Below are 17,956 nucleotides of genomic sequence, written 5' to 3'. Positions count from 1 at the left end.
GGTCGGCCAGACTTAGCCAGCGACCGGGGAACGCCAGTCATCGGAACCCGAAGTACCGGATACTTCGTGAGTCCAGGTGATTTTGCGGTAGGTGAACTCTACGTCTTCCAGGTGAGTGAAGTGCGAGTTCGACGGGTCTTGGCAGTTGTGCATGTAGTCTTTGATGTCGACGATGATCGCGTCTTCAAGCTTGGTGGTGAAGTAGTGTTCCTGGGTGCCGGCAGCGGAGGTGCGGTACCACTGGATGGTGATTTCGGTCAGGCGCTCGCCGGAAGTCAGGGCCGCCAGCAGCAGTGGCGAGGACTTGTCGAACACCTTGGTGATTTTCACTGGCTTGTGAACGCGCTGGCCGGTTGGTTGGCCGGACTGCGGGTCACGCGGGATGATCACTTCGTGGCTGAAGCCCTGAACCATGACCTGGTCTTCGTGACCTTCCTGGTAGGTGTTGCCAACCGAATCAGCGGTGAATGCACCGGCGGTGATCAGACCTTGTTTGGTGCCAGTGATGGACATATACGCTGGTGTAGCCATGGATGCTCTCCTTGCTAAATAAATGAGGGTGCCCGGGAGGCGAGATCGCCCGGTGGGTGCCTGACTGTTATCAAGGAGCGTGCCAGGTTGTATCAGGCCCTTTAAAATCAGTGGGTTGGCTATTTTTCGAGGTAAGGCAAAGGGGTATTCAGGGAGGACTCAAGGAAAAGGTGCGCAAGAAGTTGCACAGTGCTGCGCAACTTCTTGCGCACTTGGCTGCAGGCCTTGTGTGACGTGGGCTGGAGCAGGATAAGGTAGTGCTTTTTGGACGGTGAGTGCGCAACTTCTTGCGCATCATGGCCATGTGACTGCTTGTCGGGCATGGCTTCAGATCAGTCGTGGGCGACATGCTGGAAAAGAATGCTCACATTTTCGCCAATGCCAAAGGGGACCGCGTATCTAGGCTGATAGAACGCATCGAACTGTGCACCGCTGGTCTGCCTGCGTGTATAGCAAGTTGCGATATGAAGAGTCAGGGCTTAACCTCCATAGCAAGATGCGATAAGGATGTTGCATGCGTGTGATCACCGAAAAACGAATATGGGAGGCCAAGGAGCAATGGCCGCATTCAGCCAATGCGCTGGATCAATGGTATCGACAGGTAAAGAGGAATAGCCCGGGCGACTTTGCGGCGATGAAGGCGATGTTTCCTGCAACCGATAAGGTGGGGGCATTGCATGTGTTTGATATCGGTGGGAATAAGCTTCGCCTGATCGCTGTTGTGCACTACATGGCGCAACGGCTGTATATCAAACAGGTGCTGGACCATCGTGAATATGACAAGGGCAAATGGAAGGAGGGGCGTCGATGAGCGTTCTGATCAAGCAAGCCGCTGAGCATTGGCATTTTGTGTCGCCGCTGCTGCGAAAACCGAAAAACGAGGCTGATTACGATGTGCTGGTAAAGGCGCTCGATGAGTTGCTGGACCTCGTCGGCGACGATGAATCGAGCCCGCTCATGAGTCTGGTGGAGATCCTCAGTGACTGGATCGAGGCCTACGACCAGCAACACCGGCCAATGCCTGTGGCCAGTGGAGTTGATGTGCTGCGTTACATGATGCGCGAACACGGCTTGAGTCAGAGCGACCTGCCGGGTGTGGGCGCGCAATCGGTGGTATCGGAAATCCTGAGCGGCAAGCGCCAGCTCAACCTGCGGCAGATCCGCTGGTTGGCCGAACGCTTCGACGTGTCAGTGGAAACCTTCATCTGACCGTCCTCACGACGAACAGCTGATCTCCAGATGCTTGCCCCATTCAGGTGGGCGTTCTGCATAGCTGTCCATACCAGGCTGTTCTTCGAACGGTTTGCTCAGTACCGCGTGCAGGCGGCGGACTTCTGCATAGTCACCACTTTCTGCCGCGTCGATGGCTTTTTGCGCCAGGTAGTTGCGCAGGATGTAGAGCGGATTGACCGCGTGCATACGGGTGCGGCGCTGTGCTTGATCGCTGTTGCCGTCGCGTGCGACGCGTGCGCAGTAGAGCTCGGCCCAGGTATCGAAACCTTTGATGTCGACGAAGTCGTCACGCAAGCGGGCGACGGCGAGCTCGGCGGCTTCATCACCCAAACGGCGGAAAAACAGGCTGTAGTCGACGCCACTGTTTTGCATCAGTTGCAGCAGTTTTTCGACCAGTTTCTGATCATCGTCTTCGGCGATGGTCAGTCCGAGGCGGCGTCGCATCAGGTCCAGATAGTGGGCCTGATACAGCGGCAAGTACAAACCAAGGGTTTCGCGTAGAGCGTCGACGTTGATGAACGGTGTCAGGGCCTGGGCCAGCGCGCTGAGGTTCCATTGGCCGATGGGCACCTGATTGCTGAACGAATAACGGCCCTGGTCATCGGAATGGTTGCAGATGAAATTGGCGTCAAAGTCATCGAGGAAGGCGAACGGGCCGAAGTCGAAGGTAATGCCCAGGATCGACATGTTGTCGGTGTTCATCACCCCGTGGCAGAAACCATAGGCCTGCCATTTGGCAATCAGCTCGGCGTTGCGCTCGACGACTTCGCGAAACATCGCCAGGTACGGTTCCGGCTGTTCCAGGCACTCGGGAAAATGCATCGCCAATGTATGCTCACCGAGAGCTTTCTGCTGCTCGGGCCGTTTGGTGTAGTAGAAGTATTCGAAGTGCCCGAAGCGCACATGGCTCTGTGCCAGGCGCAGGACCATTGCCGCTCGTTCCTGTTTCTCGCGCCAGACCGGGGTGTTGGAACCGATCACGCAGAGTGCGCGGGTGGTCGGGATGCCCAGCGCGTGCAACGCTTCAGATGCCAGAAACTCACGAATCGACGAACGCAGTACCGCGCGGCCATCGCCCATGCGCGAGTACGGCGTTTGCCCGGCGCCCTTGAGATGCAAATCCCAGTGTTCGCCGGCTTCGTTGTAGACCTCGCCCAGCAGCAGCCCGCGACCGTCGCCCAATTGCGGGTTGTAGGAGCCGAACTGGTGCCCGGAATAGACCATCGCCCGCGGCTCGGCTTCTGCCCATAGCTTGTGACCGCCGAACAGTTCGGCGAACACCGGCGTCTCGGCAACGCTTGGGTCGAGGTCAAGCAGGGCCATGGCGGCAGGGCTGGCAACCACCAGTCGTGGTTCGCCGATGGGCTCGGGCAGCACATGAGTTGAGAGCGCGTCGCCCAGGCGGGCGAAGCGGTTGTCGAAGGTCAGTTCGTCGAGGGCTTTCAACGGCCATCTCCAGCAGAATGTCCGATCATTCTGCTGGGGATTGGCGCGTGGCGTCCAGTCAGTCGAGACGCGTTGATGGTGGCTCGGGTGGGGTCTTGCCTGTATCGGGAGGCGTGGCGGGTTTGACCGCATCGGTGGCCAGCACCAGCTGTTCCTGACCTGTCAGGTTTTTCAGGTGCACATCCACCTGACGGAAAGCGATGCTGATGTTGTGCTTTTTGAACTCGCTGTTGATGAACCGGTTGATTTCATCGAGTGCCGGGTTACGGTCGCCGAGGTCACGGACATGAATGCGCAGCTCGTGTTCCAGGGTGCTTTCACCGAAGTTCAGGAAGAACACCGAGGGCAGAGGGTCTTTAAGCACGCGCGGGTTTTCCATGGCGGCCCTGAGCAGCAGGGTTCGCACCATCTCCAGGTCCGAATCGTAGCCGACGCCCAGCTTGAGGGTCACCCGGGTCACGGTGTCGGTCAGCGACCAGTTGATCAGTTGCCCGGTGATGAACGTCTTGTTCGGGACAATGATGTCCTTGCGGTCGAAGTCGGTGATGGTGGTGGCGCGGATACGGATCTTGCTCACTGTGCCCGATAGGGTGCCGATGGTGATCGTGTCGCCGATTCGTACCGGGCGTTCGAACAGGATCATGATCCCGGAGATGAAGTTAGCGAAGATCTCCTGCATGCCGAAACCCAGACCGACCGAGAGCGCGGCCACCAGCCATTGCAGTTTGTCCCAGCTCACGCCGAGGGTCGACAGCGTGGAGACAAAACCCACACCGGCAATCGCATAGGTCAGCAGGGTGGTCGTGGCGTAAGCGCTGCCCTGGGCCAGGTCGAGCTTGGACAGCACCAGCACTTCAAGCAATCCTGGCAGGTTTCGCGCCAGGGCTACGGTAATACCGATGATGATCAGCGCACCGAGAATGTCGCCGATGCTGATTGGCACCATACTCATGTTGGCACCGACGCCGCTGGTGTATTCGTACAGCGTGATGTTGTCCAGGTACGAGAACACCGTGATCAGGTCTTTCCAGACCCAATACAGCGCAGCGATGAAGCCGCCGAGCAAGGCCAGGCGGATCAGGCGCAGGGACTGTTCGTTGACTTTCTCGATGTCCAGTGTTGGCTCTTCGACAACCGCTTCACCATCACCGGCTTCCTTGGCGGCCTGACGTTTGGTCAGGGCGCGCTGGTAGGCCAGACGCCGCGCCGCGACGGCCAGACCGCGCACAAAAGTGGCTTCAATAATCAGCCAGAACATCAGCAGGTACAGGGTGTTGATCAACCGGTCGCTGAGTTTCAGTGCGGTGTAGAAGTAGCCAAAGCACACGGCGAGAAACAAGGCGATCGGCAGCACAGTGAATAGAATGCCGACAGCTTTGCGAAACAGTGAGGCGCTGTTATGTGTCGGGCTGTTGATCAGCAGGCGGCTGAGCAACCAGGCCATCAAGGCGTAGCAGGTCAGCACCACGGCGATGCCGAGCACGTCGTCCGCCAGGGCTGCCGGTTGCAATTCGGCAACCGCTACCACGGCCACCAGCGCCAGTACGACCATTCCCAGACGACGGATCCAGCCGCGGAGGAATTCCACCTGAGGTTTTTCCCAGCGAAAGTGCAGTTCCGCCACGCCGCCCGGCGCAAGGATCCGGTACGCGGTGTAGAACACCAGCCACGCCTGGGCGATTTGCAGCAGGGCAGCGCCAAGGTTGGCGTTTTGCCCGCGGGCGTCGATCTGCAAGGCGAAGCCGCACAGGGCCAGAGCCAGTGACACCGGCATCGCCAGCAGCACGTTGATCAGAATCGCCTGCGGTGTGTGCAGCTGGCTGTCACGTTTGAAGTGACCGATGTCCTTGTGCACCTTGTTCAGTCGCGCATAGAGGTATTTACGCCGCCAGACCAGGAAACCGATCAGCAGCACCAGCGGCAGAAACAGCAGTGGCCGCTGGGTCAGGCCGTCGCCCAGCTCGCTCAGGCTTGAAGCCCACGGCAGGGTGGTGACCTGTTTCACCAGGCGGTCCGGCACCCCGCGCATCCACTCGAAGTCCAGCGGCTTGTTGCTGGGGATCCAGAACATCTGTTCGTCGAGGGTCGCGCGCAGGTTCTGGGCGGTGGTGAGCAGTTGCTTCTGGTTCAGTTGCAGGGTGATGGATTCGTTGAGCAGGGCACTCAGCTCGCGGCTCAGGCGCTCCAGCAGGTCGGCGCGAGTGACGGCCAGATCCAGCAGGTTTTTGCGCAGTTGCGGGGTGACCTGATCAGGTGGCTGGCTCGCCAGCAAGTTATCCACATAGGCGCCGGGCGTGCTGATCAGTTCGCGTTGTTGATTGACCTCGAACTGGTACAGGCGAATGTCGGCGATGTCGTTGGCCAGGTTCCGATCAAGCGTGAGCCGTGGCAAGGCCTGCTTTTGCTTGTAGAGGATCTTGGACAGCAACAGGCTGCCCTTGAGCACGCTGATCTGCTCGTCCAGCGCGGCATCGCTTTGGGTCACGCTGTCGAGTTGCTGCTTGGTTTGCAGGTTCTGCTGGGTCAGTTCGTTGAGGCGGTCAGTGCTTTTGAGCAGGTAGTCGGAGAGCTTCAGGTTGGCAGCGCTTTCCGTGGCCAGCAGATTGCTGCCGCCGACCTTTTGCGCTTCGATCGATTGCTGAGTCACCGTCTGTTGAGACTGGGCCAGGCGCTTCTGGTTGATCAGGGTTTGCAGGTCCTGGATCTCCCGCTCCATGCGTGCGGTTTTTTCCATCAGCAAGTCGTGCTGGCTGCTGCCCAGGTCCTGCAGTTGACTGTTGCCGGCCAGTTCCTGACGGCGCAGCGGGATCAGCGCGTTCAACGCTGCCAGTTCGGCGTTGAGTGTGTCGCGTTGCTCGTTCGTCAGGGCTTTGCCGTTGTCTCTGCCCAGCTTGAGAGTGCCGTTGATTTGCAGGATGCGTGTCTGGCTGGCGCTGATCTCGGCCTGGGCGCGCTCGGGGCGGGTCTGAGCGGTGATGATCAGGCTGTTGGCATCGGCCAGGGCTTTTTGCAGATCGCTTTGCTGGGTGCCGCGCTCAGTGAGCATCTGCTCGAGTTGTGGCACCGACAGGTTGGCGTAACGTTGCTCGATCGGTACGATTTTGCTGGCCTTGAGGCGCTCCAGCTCGCGCTGGTTTTCGATGTTCTGCTTGGGCGCAGTGCCCAGTTGCTGCTTGAGGTCGTTCAGGCGCTTTTCGTAATCGTCCCGGTTGGACAATTGAGTCAGCGTCTGTTGAAGCACTAGTTGCAGGGCTTTTTGATCGGCCTCGGGCAGCTTGCGCTCGGCGATCTTGTCCAGGCTTTTCTGGACGGTCTCGGCGGACGGCGGTTCGGCCGCTTGAAGGGTGCCGACGGAGAGACTCAGCCCCAGCAGGGCAATAGCTAAAAATGTGCGCAAGGTTTGCATAGAGACCGATCGAAAACGTAACGAAAAAAGGAGTTTAGAGGAACAACCCGGGGCCTGGGCGACTTCCTTCGGGGAATCTGACGCCCACTTTGGCAATCTTGTTCCCATCCATGACCGCGACTGTCCAAATGGTGTTGTTCCATTCCACCTGGTCACCGACCACCGGAGCGCCACCGACTTTCTGGGTAATGAAGCGACCGAGCGGCATGTCCGGATCGACTCCTTCGAGTTGCAGCCCGTACAGTGCTGAAACCGCGCCCAGCTGGGCGTCGCCTTCCAGAACGAAGTCGCCGAAGAAGCGCAAATCGAGGCCGCGTTGCGGTGCCTGACTAAAAAGTTTTCCGAGCGCCGGCAGGTTGTGTTCATGGCCGATAACGCAGAGCAAATCGCCGACTTCGAGCACCGTACTACCCGACGGATGGAGCAGTTGCTGACCGCGAAACAGCGCCGCGATACGCGTGCCTTCGGGCATTTTCAGCTCGCGAAGGGCGGCGCCGATGCACCATTTCTCTGCGCCAAGACGGTATACGAACAGTTCCCACTCACTGGTGACGTGCACTTCGAGGGCGGCCCGAGAGATCGGCGCGGGTTCTGGTGGAACCGTCACCTTCAACAGTTTGGCGACCCACGGCAGGCTGGTGCCTTGCACTAGCAGCGATACAAGCACAATGAAGAACGCGAGATTGAAGTACAGCTGGGCGTTTGGCAGGCCGGCCATCAACGGGAACACCGCCAGAATGATCGGGACCGCACCACGCAAACCCACCCAAGAGATAAAGGCTTTTTCGCGCCCATGGAAAGCCTTGAACGGCAGCAGGCCAATCATCACCGACAGTGGCCGCGCAAACAGAATCATCCACAGCGCCAGACCGAGGGCGGGCAGGGCGATGGGTAGCAAATCGTGGGGTGTCACCAGCAGCCCCAGCACCAGGAACATACCGATCTGCGCCAGCCAGGCCATGCCGTCGAGCATGTGCAGGATGCCGTGGCGGCTGCGCACCGGGCGGTTGCCAATCACCAGGCCGCACAGGTAGACCGCAAGGAAGCCGCTGCCGTGCAAGGCGTTGGTCAGGGCGAACACCACCAGACCGCCAGCGATCACCAGAATCGGGTACAGGCCGGTGGCCAGGTTGATCCGGTTGACCAGTTGCAGCATCAGCCAGCCACCGCCCAGCCCAATGATCGCGCCAATACCGAACTCGCGGATCAGGTGCCCGAGCAGGCCCCACTGCAGGTCGGTCTGGCCGCTGGCGAGCATGTCGATCAGGGTGACGGTGAGAAACACCGCCATCGGGTCGTTGCTGCCGGATTCGATTTCCAGGCTGGCGGTCACCCGTTCGTTCAGGCCTTTGCCGCCCAGCAGCGAGAACACCGCCGCGGCGTCGGTGGAGCCGACGATGGCACCGATCAGCAGGCCCTGGATCAGGTTCAGATTGAACAACCAGGCGGCGGCCATGCCGGTCAGCCCGGTGGTGATCAGCACCCCGACCGTGGCCAGCGACAGTGCCGGCCATAACGCCACGCGGAAACTCGCGACCCGGGTGCGCAATCCGCCGTCGAGCAGGATCACGGCCAGCGCGAGGTTGCCGACCAGATAAGCCGTTGGGTAGTTATCGAAGATGATGCCGGCGCCGTCGACGCCGGCGGTCATGCCCACGGCCAGAATGATCACCAGAATCGGGATCCCCAGGCGGGACGAAAGCGAGCTCACCAGAATGCTCGCACCTACCAGCAACGCGCCGATCAAGAACAGGCTGTTGATGGTCGTCGCATTCAATGGCAGTACTCCGGAAAGCTGAAAGGCGGGCGCACACTGACCATGCAGTCTGCGTGCCAGCGATTCTAACCTGTTGAAATGTGATGCTGTCAAAAAGCTTTTGAAGATCAAAAGATCGCAGCCTGCGGCAGCTCCTGCACCAACCGCGCAATCCCGTAGGAGCTGCCGCAGGCTGCGATCGTTGCTTACTTAAAGGCTAAACCGCCCAACCATATTGTTCAGGTCCAGCGCCAGGCGCGACAGTTCGTTGCTGGCGGCGCTGGTCTGGTTGGCGCCAGTGGCCGATTGCACCGACAGGTCGCGGATGTTCACCAGGTTGCGGTCGACTTCACGGGCCACTTGGGCCTGTTCTTCGGCGGCGCTGGCGATCACCAGGTTGCGCTCGTTGATTTCGACGATGGCGCTGTTGATGGTGTCCAGCGACATGCCGGCACCACGGGCGATGTTCAGGGTCGATTCAGCGCGTTCAGTGCTGTTGCGCATTGAGTCGACGGCGTGCTCGGTGCCGCTCTGGATGCTGCCGATCATGCGTTCGATTTCGCTGGTCGATTGCTGCGTGCGATGAGCCAGGGCGCGAACTTCGTCGGCGACCACCGCAAAACCACGACCGGCTTCACCGGCACGAGCGGCCTCGATGGCGGCGTTCAGTGCCAGCAGGTTGGTCTGATCGGCCAAGCCGCGAATCACGTCCAGCACCTTGCCGATATCTCGCGACTCGTTGGCCAGGTCGCCGATCAGGGTGGCAGTGCTCTGCACATCAGCGCTCATGCGTTCGATAGCGCTGACGGTTTCCTGCACCAGGTCACGGCCGTCACCGGCAGAGGTGGTGGCGTTTTTCGAGGCTTCAGAAGTGCTGACCGCATTGCGCGCGACTTCTTCCACGGCGCTGGTCATTTCGTTGACAGCAGTCGCGGCCTGTTCGATTTCGTTGTTTTGCTGAGTCAGGCCACGGGCGCTCTCGTCGGTGACACTGTTCAGCTCTTCAGCGGCGGAGGCCAGTTGAGTCGCCGAACCCGAGATGCGTTGCAGGGTGTCGCGCAGTTTTTCCTGCATCTTCGACATGGCCAGCAACAGGCGACCGGCTTCGTCAGTGCCGTCGACGGTGATCGGGTGGGTCAGGTTACCTTCGGCGATTTCTTCAGCAGCGCTCAGTGCCTTGGCGATTGGCTGGGTGATGCTGTTGGTCAGCAGCCAGGCAAACAGAAGGGTCAGACCCGTAGCGATCACCAGCAGGGTCACCACCAGATTGAAGGCAGAGGAATATTGGTCGGCGGCTTTCTGGTTGAAGTCGGCGGCCTGATTGTTGTTGATCTGCACCAGCCGGTTGAGCACGGTGTTGACGGCTTCGGAGTTGGTCAGCAGTTCGGTGTTGAGCAGCGTGCGCAATTCATCGACCTGGTTGTTGCGCGACAGGCTCTTCATGCGATCTTCAAGTTGGCGGTACTGACCCAGCAACTGCACGTATTGATCGTAGGCCGCGCGCTCCTGCGGGCTGGAGATGAGTTTTTCGTAGTTGGCCTGGGCTGCACGGGTCTGCTGGCTGCGCAGTTCGAACAGCTCGACGGTCTTTTGCTGCACATCCGGTTCGCGGTTGGTCAGCAAACGGTACGACAGCACCCGCTGGCGCAGGGTGAGCTGGGTGAACTCGTCCAGGGCCTTGATGCTCGGCACGCTGTTCTGAACGATTTCTTCACCGGCACCGCGAATCTTGCTCATCTGACTCAAGGCGAACACACCCAGAATCAACATCAGTGCGCCAATCAGGGTGAAGCCTGCGAACGCCCGAGGCGCGATATTCATATTACGAAGAGACATGGTGGTCACCGAAAAGCGCGCATTGGCACGAGGTCTGAGACGGGGTATGCATGACTTATCGGTCATACGACTAAAGTCTTGAGCCGCTGTGCGCTTTTGCCGCAGACAGGTCGCACTGACGAGCTGTCAGGAACCAGATCGGACAATCGCAGTCTTTAAAACTCGCAAGCAAGGTCGCCGCCAGGAAAATCAAGGCTCTGCGCCCGGATAACCCTGGCATCCGTGGTGACTTTTCTTTATCGTACGCGCCCTTTGAAAATGCTCGGAAAATCAAAATGTTGGAAGCATCCCTAAGCCAATTGGAACAACTGGTCAGCGACCTGGTGCAACACAACCAGGAACTGCTCGGCGCGAACGCAACACTGAGTGCAGAACTGGCCCAGGCCAAGGATGAAAACGAAAGCCTGCAGCTGAGCCTGATGGAGCAGGAAGAGAAGCAGGGCGCCACTGTCGCGCGCATTCAAGCGCTGGTTGAGCGTGTGAGCGCAGGTCCTGTGAACGCATGAGACACGGTGCCGACGGGATAAAAGTCGTCTCGATTCTCGGGGAAGACTATTCGATCAAGGCGCCGGCCGGGGAAGAGCAGACCCTGCTGGACGCCGCATTGATGTTGAAAGCGGTGCTGGCTGAGACCAAAAAGAAATACCCGACCCTGATCGGGGACAAACTGTTGGTGCTGACGGCAATGAACCTGTGTTCGCAGCAGCTTGCAATGCAGAAACGTCACCAGCAGGAACTCGACCGTTACCAAGAGCAAGTCAGCGCCACGGTTGAAGTGATTTCGAAGACGATCAATCAGGTCTGATCAGTTTGCGCACAACCAAAGAGTAAGTTGTCGATTGAGTTGTATACAATCGGCACGGCTGTTGCAGTAGATTTGCCTCTTACTCTTTGGGGGTGCTTCATGCAGTTCTGGCGACGCAGTATTCAATGGCAGTTGATCCTGAGTATGGGCACCGCCCTGCTGGTCAGTATTCTGATCGTGGTCGGCATTTATACCCTGGTGGTCAACCGCCTCGCCCAGAGCTATCTGGTCGAGCAAGCACTGCCGTCGAGCATCGAAGCGATGCGCAACGACATCGAACGGATTCTGGTCCAGCCGCTTACCGCGGCCAAGGATATCGCCAGCAACAGCATGGTGCGCCAGTGGTTGGCCGAGGGTGAAAACACTGCCCGGGCCAACGACTTCGTCAGCTATCTGGAAGGCATTCGCGCCGAGCACAAAGCCTTTACCGCGCTGATCGCAGGCACGGAGTCGGGCCACTACTACACCGAAAAAGGTCTTGATCGGACCCTCAGCCGATCCAATCCGAGCGATGCCTGGTTCTACGCCTTCCTCGACAGCAACCAGCCGCGCACCCTCAATATCGACAAAGACACTGCCACTGGCGAGTTAGCCCTGTTCATCGACCTCAAGGTCTCGCAGGGCGGTAAAGTCGTGGGCGTTGCGGGGCTGGGCCTGAGCATGAAGGAGCTTTCGGAGCTGATTCACAACTTCAGCTTCGGTGCGCGCGGCAAGGTCTATCTAGTGCGTTCCGACGGTTTGATCCAGGTGCATCCCGAGGCCGAGTTCAGCAACAAACGTCAGTTGGCCGAGCAGATAGGCGGCCCCGCGGCGCAAGCGGTGATGGGCCATCAAGGCCTGATCAGCAGCGGTTTTGTACGCGATGGCGAAGACTACCTGGCCCTGAGCCTGCCATTGCGCGATCTGGGCTGGACCTTGGTGGCCGAAGTGCCGCAATCGCAAATTTACGCCGAGGCCCGACACGCGATGTGGCTGACCAGCGCGATCGGATTGGGTGTTGCGCTGGTGTGCCTGTTATTGGTGGTGTTGCTGGCTCGCGGGCTGGTTCGGCCGATCCGGCAGGTAACAGCAGCACTGGTAGCGATTGGTAGCGGTGGTGGCGATTTGACCCACAGGTTAGATTCCAGTCGTGCTGATGAGCTGGGTGACCTGGCCCGAGGCTTCAATCGTTTCCTTGAAAATCAACGCAACATGATCGGCGAAGTTCTGGCCACCAGCGAGCGTTTGCGCACCGCAGTCGGACAGGTCGCGCGGGTGGTGGAGAACACCGCCGAGCGTTCCGGTCGACAGCAGGAAATGACCGACATGGTCGCCACCGCCGTGCACGAGATGGGCCTAACCGTGCAGGAAATCGCGCAGAACGCCGGCAACGCGGCAGTCGCCTCGCAAACCGCTCGCGATGAAGCGTTGCAGGCGCGTGAAGTGGTCGGCGGTTCAATTCGGCATATCGAAAGCATGTCCGACGAAATCGGTATTGCTGCCAGTGCCGTCGGCGAACTGGCGACGCAGGTAGCGTCCATCGATCAGGTGCTGGCGGTGATTCGCGGGATCTCCGAGCAGACCAACTTGCTGGCGTTGAACGCAGCGATTGAAGCGGCGCGGGCCGGAGACATGGGCCGGGGCTTTGCAGTGGTGGCTGATGAAGTGCGGACACTGGCGCGCCGTACGCAATCATCGACCGATGAAATCCAGCAGATGATCGGCAGCCTCAAGCAGGGCGCAGAGAATGCCGTGTCGTCGATGCACTCAGGGCAAGCGGCGACCGGTACAGGCGTCGAGTCGAGCCAGCGCACCGGGGCGTCGTTGACCGCGATTACCGGGCAGGTCGAACGCATCAGCGACATGAACCATCAAGTGGCGACGGCCACCGAAGAGCAGTCGGCGGTGACCGAAGAGATCAACCGGAATGTGCAGGGGATTTCTGATCTGGCTCGGGCCACGGCGGGTGAGGTGAGGGCGTGTCGTGAGGATTGCCAGACGTTGCAGCGATTGGCCGACGATCTGGCGCGGCAGATGGGTGGATTTCGTCTGAGCTAAAAAGTGCGTTGTTTGCGCGGGCGCTTTCGCGAGCAAGCCCGCTCCCACACTAGTTCTGCAGTGAGCACATTTTTTGTGAGCACCCGTGATCGAATGTGGGAGCGGGCTTGCTCGCGAATTTCAGCCGCACTACAAAGCTCTGATCAGAACCACTCATCCTGCATGGTCAGACACGTATCATCCCGCGCCTCAAGAATCGCCAGGTCATGATGACAACCCGGCACTTCCCATGTCAGGAAGTAGCGCGCTGCTTGCAGCTTGCCTTTATAGAAGTTGACATCCGCCGCATTGCCCTTGGCCAACCCTTCTTCAGCACGGATCGCCTGTTCCAGCCAGCGCCAGCCAATCACCGTATGGCCAAACACTTTCAGATACAGCGCCGAGTTCGCCAGGCTGCTGTTGACCTTGCCTTGGCCCAGATCCGTCAGCAGGCCGATGGTCACGGTTTGCAGGCGCGCCACCAATTTTTCCAGCGGCTCACGTAGTGGCGTTAACGATTCGTACGCATGGGCGCGCTCGGCGGTGTTGGCGATCAGGCGAATCAATTGCTTGAGCCCGGCGCCACCGTTCTGCGTCAGTTTGCGCCCCAGCAGGTCCAGTGACTGAATGCCATGGGTGCCTTCGTGAATCGGGTTCAGACGGTTGTCGCGGTAGTACTGTTCCACCGGGTACTCGCGGGTGTAGCCATGACCGCCGAGGATCTGGATCGCCAGTTCGTTGGCCTTCAGGCAGAACTCAGAGGGCCAGGATTTGACGATCGGCGTCAGCAAATCGAGCAACTCGTGAGCCTGCTTGCGCTCGGCTTCGGACGCCAGCGTAGTGGTGTCATCGAACAGTCGCGCCGCATACAAACCGAGGTCGAATGCGCCTTCAACGTAAGCCTTCTGGGTCAGCAACATGCGTTTGACGTCGGCGTGCTGAATGATCGACACCGGTGCGGTGTTCGGGTCCTTGCTGTCCGGCAAGCGACCTTGCGGGCGTTCGCGGGCGTATTCCAGCGAGTACAGGTAACCGGCGTAACCGAGCATTACCGCGCCCATGCCGACACCGATTCGCGCTTCGTTCATCATCTGGAACATGCAGCTCAGACCTTGATGCGGCTTGCCCACCAGGTAGCCGACACACTCACCGTTGTCGCCGAAATTCAGCGCGGTGGAGGTGGTGCCGCGCCAGCCCATCTTGTGAAACAGGCCGGCCAGCAGCACGTCGTTGCGCTTGCCCAGGCTGCCGTCATCATTGACCAGGAATTTAGGCACGATAAACAGCGAAATGCCTTTCACCCCCGCAGGTGCATCCGGCAGCTTGGCCAGCACCATGTGCACGATGTTTTCCGAGAGCGGATGGTCGCCGCCGGAGATGAAGATCTTGTTGCCCTTGAGTCGATGCGTGCCATCGGCGGCCGGTTCGGCACGGGTGCGGATGTCCGACAGCGAGGAGCCGGCGTGAGGTTCGGTCAGGGCCATGGTGCCGAAGAAGCGGCCGTCGATCATCGGTTGCAGGAAGCGCCGCTTCTGCTCATCGGTGCCGAAGCTTTCGATCAGGTTGGCCGCGCCCATGGTCAGGAACGGGTAGGACGTCGTCGCGGCGTTGGCTGACTGAAAGTGCGCAAAGCAGGCTTGTGACAGCAGCGTTGGCAGTTGCATGCCGCCGGCCTCGAAACTGCGTGCGGCGTTCAGAAAACCCGCTTCCAGGAACGCGTCCACTGCCGGTTTCACTTCCGGAATCAGGATCGCCTTGCCGTCTTCGTAGCGCGGTTCGTTCTCGTCGCCCTTGCGGTTGTGCGGGGCAAAGAACTTCTCGGCAATGCTGCGTGCAGTACCAATGGCGGCGTCGAAGGTTTCGCGGTTGTGCTCGGCGAAACGCTCGCGCTGGGTCAGGCCCTCGGCATCGAGGACTTCGTACAGCTCGAAAGCCAGATTGCGGGAACTGAGCAACGTCTCGGACATGGCGGCCTACCTTGATTGGAATGGACCGAGTCTAGGCGCGAGGAGGGCGGGCTGAACAGGATGATTGATGACGGTGATAGAAGGGCAGAACAAGTAAGAAGCCTGACGCAGAACCTAGTGGGAGCGAGCTTGCTCGCGATGGCGATCTAACATTCGGCAAAGATGTTGACTGTCAGTACGCAATCGCGAGCAAGCTCGCTCCCACAGGGATTTGCATACCGGGCGCCCATTGCGGGCACCCGGGTTTATTGCGGTTTAGCCGATCGTCATCAAGCTCGCATTACCACCCGCCGCCGCGGTGTTAACGCTCAGCGCGCGTTCGATCACCAGGCGTTCCAGCGCAATGCCGGTTTCGCCTTGCGACAGGCCGTGAACTCCGACGATAGCACCGGCACGTTTGGCCACTTGCTGGCAGACCGCACGCAACTGGTCGGAGTGGCCGTGATGCAGGACCGCATCGAAGACCACTTCGTCCTTGCTCCAGTCAGCCACCAACGTGATGCGTGCCTGCACTTCTTTCGGCAGACGAGCCAACAGTGCCTTACTCAGCTCACCTTCCGGCCACACCGCCGAGCCACCCACGGCCAGTACCGCCGCCAGTTGGGTCAGCAGGTCAGCTTCGACCTCCGTCAGGCACAGCACGTGTTCACGCGGCAGGATGGCGTAGCTGTTGCGCTCACCCGTCGGGCCGTTCAGTGTGCGGGTGATGCCGCTTTGCGATTGCGTCGCGAACTGCACACACAACGCGCTCAACTCGGCCAGCTTGAGGCTGTCGGCCCAGGTTTGCAGGGCGGTCAGCGGTTTGCGCATGGCATCACGCAGACGAACATCCGGTGCGCTCAGGGCATCGCCGCGAGCAAAGGATTGTTCGATTGCATCGGTAGGCCGAGTCGCCAGCAGGCGGTACAGGTACAGCGGACCACCGGCTTTCGGGCCGGTCCCCGACAGGCCTTCGCCACCGAACGGTTGCACACCGACCACAGCACCGACGATGTTGCGGTTGACGTAGACGTTACCGGCGTTGACGTTGTCGATCACCTTGGCGATGGTCTCGTCGATGCGCGTATGCACGCCCAGCGTCAGACCGTAGCCGGAAGCGTTGATCTGCTCGATCAGTTGATCGATGTCTTTGCGCTTGTAGCGCACCACGTGCAGCACCGGGCCGAAGATCTCCCGCTGCAGCTCGTCGAAGCTTTCCAGTTCGATCAGGGTTGGCATGACGAAAGTGCCGCGTTTGCATTCTTCCATGTCCGCGATGGCGACCTGGTAGACGTTGCGACCTTTTTCACGCATGCCCTGGATGTGCTTCTCGATGCCAGCCTTGGCTTCGGCGTCGATCACCGGGCCGATGTCCACGGACAGGCGCTCTGGATTACCGAGGCGGCATTGCGCCATGGCACCTTTGAGCATTTCGATCACGCGGTCTGCGGAATCTTCCTGCAAGCACAGCACGCGCAGAGCTGAGCAGCGCTGGCCGGCGCTGTCGAAGGCCGAGGACACCACGTCGATCACCACCTGTTCGGTCAGTGCCGAGGAGTCGACGATCATTGCGTTCTGGCCGCCGGTTTCGGCGATCAGCGGGATCGGACGGCCCTGGCTATCCAGACGCCCGGCGACATTGCGTTGCAGCAACCGCGCGACTTCGGTGGAGCCAGTGAACATCACGCCTTTGACCCGATCATCGCCAACCAGACGGGCTCCGACAGTTTCGCCACGGCCCGGCAGCAGTTGCAGCACGCCTTCGGGAATCCCGGCTTCGAGCAGCAAGCGCACGGCTTGAGCGGCCACCAGCGGTGTCTGCTCAGCCGGTTTGGCCAGTACTGGGTTACCGGCGGCCAGTGCAGCGGCGACTTGACCACTGAAGATCGCCAGCGGGAAGTTCCACGGGCTGATGCACACCACCGGACCCAATGGGCGGTGGGCGTCGTTGGTGAAATCGTTGCGTGCCTGCACCGCGTAGTAACGCAGGAAGTCCACGGCTTCACGCACTTCGGCGATGGCATTGGCGAAGGTCTTGCCGGCTTCGCGAGCCAACAGGCCCATCAGCGGCTGGATCTCGCCTTCCATCAAGTCGGCGGCACGTTCCAGGATTGCGGCGCGTTCGGCGGGCGGGGTGGCCTGCCAGATCGGAGCGGCGTTGAGTGCGCACTGGATGGCGTTGTCGACATCGGTGACGGTGGCTTCTTGCACATGACCGACCACGTCACGCAGGTCCGCCGGGTTCAACACTGGTGCCGGAGCTTCAGCGCTTGCGGCGCAACCCAGCATCGGCGCGGCTTTCCATTGATTGTGAGCGGTAGCCAACAGGGCGCAGGACAACGACGCCAGACGATGTTCGTTGGCCAGGTCGATGCCGCTGGAGTTGGCGCGCTCGCTGCCATAAAGGTCACGCGGCAGCGGGATACGCGGGTGCGGCAGACCGAAGCCGCCTTCCAGCGTCGCCATCTGCTCGATGCTGCTCACCGGATCGGCTACCAGCTCCTGGATCGAGATCGACTGATCGGCGATGCGGTTGACGAACGAGGTGTTAGCGCCGTTTTCCAGCAAACGGCGCACGAGGTAGGCCAGCAGGGTTTCGTGAGTGCCGACCGGTGCGTACACGCGGCACGGACGGTTCAACTTGCCTTCGGAAACCTTGCCTACAACCTGTTCGTACAGTGGTTCACCCATGCCGTGCAGGCATTGGAACTCGTACTGGCCCGGGTAGTAGTTTTGCCCTGCGATATGGTAAATCGCCGACAAGGTGTGGGCGTTGTGCGTGGCGAACTGCGGGTAGATGACTTCCGGTACCGAGAGCAGTTTGCGCGCGCAGGCAATGTAGGAAACGTCGGTGTACACCTTGCGGGTGTAGACCGGGTAGCCTTCCAGGCCTTCAACCTGGGCGCGCTTGATTTCGCTGTCCCAGTAAGCGCCTTTCACCAGACGGATCATCAGGCGCGGTCGGCGGCGGCGAGCGTGGG

General features: G+C 60.1%; 12 protein-coding genes and 2 pseudogenes. 6 read left to right on the top strand and 8 right to left on the bottom strand.

What is annotated here, in order from left to right:
* Positions 1 to 12: 12 nt before the first annotated feature.
* The gene (locus ACIPIN_RS23200; protein WP_123423869.1) at positions 13 to 531 is read right to left on the bottom strand and encodes an Hcp family type VI secretion system effector; all 519 of its coding nucleotides are present in this window, start codon (positions 529 to 531) and stop codon (positions 13 to 15) included.
* A gap of 514 nt (positions 532 to 1,045) precedes the next feature.
* Here ACIPIN_RS23200 and ACIPIN_RS23195 point away from each other — a divergent pair.
* Entirely contained in the window at positions 1,046 to 1,342 is a 297-nt protein-coding gene (locus ACIPIN_RS23195; RefSeq protein ID WP_401122615.1) for a type II toxin-antitoxin system HigB family toxin, read from the top strand.
* A complete protein-coding gene (locus ACIPIN_RS23190; protein WP_401122612.1) occupies positions 1,339 to 1,740 on the top strand; it encodes a type II toxin-antitoxin system HigA family antitoxin in 402 nt (133 codons plus the stop codon). Before ACIPIN_RS23195 ends, ACIPIN_RS23190 begins: the two co-directional genes overlap by 4 nt.
* 6 nt (positions 1,741 to 1,746) lie before the next feature.
* On the opposite strand, the gene selO is transcribed toward ACIPIN_RS23190, so the two are convergent.
* The 5 genes and pseudogenes from selO to ACIPIN_RS23165 form a co-directional block, all read right to left on the bottom strand.
* Positions 1,747 to 3,210 (bottom strand): protein adenylyltransferase SelO, encoded by a 1,464-nt coding sequence (gene selO, locus ACIPIN_RS23185; RefSeq protein ID WP_401122609.1) that lies wholly within the window; start codon positions 3,208 to 3,210, stop codon positions 1,747 to 1,749.
* A 58-nt stretch (positions 3,211 to 3,268) separates the two neighbouring features.
* Positions 3,269 to 6,616 carry a mechanosensitive channel MscK gene (mscK, locus tag ACIPIN_RS23180; RefSeq protein ID WP_401122606.1) on the bottom strand — a complete coding sequence of 1,116 codons (3,348 nt, stop codon included), beginning with the start codon at positions 6,614 to 6,616 and terminating at the stop codon, positions 3,269 to 3,271.
* Between the two features lie 34 nt (positions 6,617 to 6,650).
* A complete protein-coding gene (locus ACIPIN_RS23175) occupies positions 6,651 to 8,393 on the bottom strand; it encodes a potassium/proton antiporter (RefSeq protein WP_401122603.1) in 1,743 nt (580 codons plus the stop codon).
* Positions 8,394 to 8,582: 189 nt separating this feature from the next.
* A complete protein-coding gene (locus tag ACIPIN_RS23170; protein ID WP_375538996.1) occupies positions 8,583 to 9,446 on the bottom strand; it encodes a methyl-accepting chemotaxis protein in 864 nt (287 codons plus the stop codon).
* Positions 9,438 to 10,193 (bottom strand): annotated as a pseudogene (locus ACIPIN_RS23165) (MCP four helix bundle domain-containing protein); the annotation flags it as partial. The pseudogene ACIPIN_RS23165 and the gene ACIPIN_RS23170, both read right to left, overlap by 9 nt.
* A 290-nt stretch (positions 10,194 to 10,483) precedes the next feature.
* Here ACIPIN_RS23165 and ACIPIN_RS23160 point away from each other — a divergent pair.
* From ACIPIN_RS23160 to ACIPIN_RS23145, 4 genes and pseudogenes are all read left to right on the top strand, one after another.
* Complete coding sequence (locus ACIPIN_RS23160; RefSeq protein ID WP_401122600.1) at positions 10,484 to 10,714, top strand: hypothetical protein; 231 nt, start codon at positions 10,484 to 10,486, stop codon at positions 10,712 to 10,714.
* Positions 10,711 to 11,013: a cell division protein ZapA gene (locus ACIPIN_RS23155; protein ID WP_401122597.1), complete on the top strand. Its 303-nt coding sequence runs from the start codon at positions 10,711 to 10,713 to the stop codon at positions 11,011 to 11,013. The genes ACIPIN_RS23160 and ACIPIN_RS23155 overlap by 4 nt, the downstream gene beginning before the upstream one ends.
* Positions 11,014 to 11,112: 99 nt before the next feature.
* A pseudogene (locus tag ACIPIN_RS23150) lies at positions 11,113 to 12,183 on the top strand (cache domain-containing protein); the annotation flags it as partial.
* A 21-nt stretch (positions 12,184 to 12,204) separates the two neighbouring features.
* On the top strand, positions 12,205 to 13,050 hold the full coding sequence (locus ACIPIN_RS23145) for a methyl-accepting chemotaxis protein (RefSeq protein ID WP_401122728.1): 846 nt from the start codon (positions 12,205 to 12,207) through the stop codon (positions 13,048 to 13,050).
* 143 nt (positions 13,051 to 13,193) lie between these two features.
* Here ACIPIN_RS23145 and ACIPIN_RS23140 read toward each other — a convergent pair whose 3' ends face one another.
* Complete coding sequence (locus ACIPIN_RS23140; RefSeq protein ID WP_401122594.1) at positions 13,194 to 14,996, bottom strand: acyl-CoA dehydrogenase; 1,803 nt, start codon at positions 14,994 to 14,996, stop codon at positions 13,194 to 13,196.
* 255 nt (positions 14,997 to 15,251) lie between these two features.
* Positions 15,252 to 17,956 (bottom strand): bifunctional proline dehydrogenase/L-glutamate gamma-semialdehyde dehydrogenase PutA (gene putA / locus ACIPIN_RS23135; protein WP_401122592.1); only part of this gene is annotated, 2,705 nt, incomplete at its 5' end.

It is taken from the genome of Pseudomonas sp. NPDC087697, assembly GCF_044743155.1.
Lineage (GTDB): Bacteria > Pseudomonadota > Gammaproteobacteria > Pseudomonadales > Pseudomonadaceae > Aquipseudomonas.
The sequence above is the reverse complement of the archived record's forward strand: the minus strand, read 5'-3'. Positions and strand labels throughout refer to the sequence as shown.

Bases quoted from the DNA above. Each gene is read 5' to 3' on its own strand.
- ACIPIN_RS23200 (WP_123423869.1), bottom strand. From the start codon at position 531: ATGGCTACACCAGCGTATATGTCCATCACTGGCACCAAACAAGGTCTG.
- ACIPIN_RS23140 (WP_401122594.1), bottom strand. From the start codon at position 14,996: ATGTCCGAGACGTTGCTCAGTTCCCGCAATCTGGCTTTCGAGCTGTAC.
- ACIPIN_RS23170 (WP_375538996.1), bottom strand. From the start codon at position 9,446: ATGCAGGAAAAACTGCGCGACACCCTGCAACGCATCTCGGGTTCGGCG.
- ACIPIN_RS23190 (WP_401122612.1), top strand. From the start codon at position 1,339: ATGAGCGTTCTGATCAAGCAAGCCGCTGAGCATTGGCATTTTGTGTCG.
- ACIPIN_RS23195 (WP_401122615.1), top strand. From the start codon at position 1,046: ATGCGTGTGATCACCGAAAAACGAATATGGGAGGCCAAGGAGCAATGG.
- mscK (WP_401122606.1), bottom strand. From the start codon at position 6,616: ATGCAAACCTTGCGCACATTTTTAGCTATTGCCCTGCTGGGGCTGAGT.
- ACIPIN_RS23155 (WP_401122597.1), top strand. From the start codon at position 10,711: ATGAGACACGGTGCCGACGGGATAAAAGTCGTCTCGATTCTCGGGGAA.
- ACIPIN_RS23145 (WP_401122728.1), top strand. From the start codon at position 12,205: ATGATCGGCGAAGTTCTGGCCACCAGCGAGCGTTTGCGCACCGCAGTC.
- ACIPIN_RS23160 (WP_401122600.1), top strand. From the start codon at position 10,484: ATGTTGGAAGCATCCCTAAGCCAATTGGAACAACTGGTCAGCGACCTG.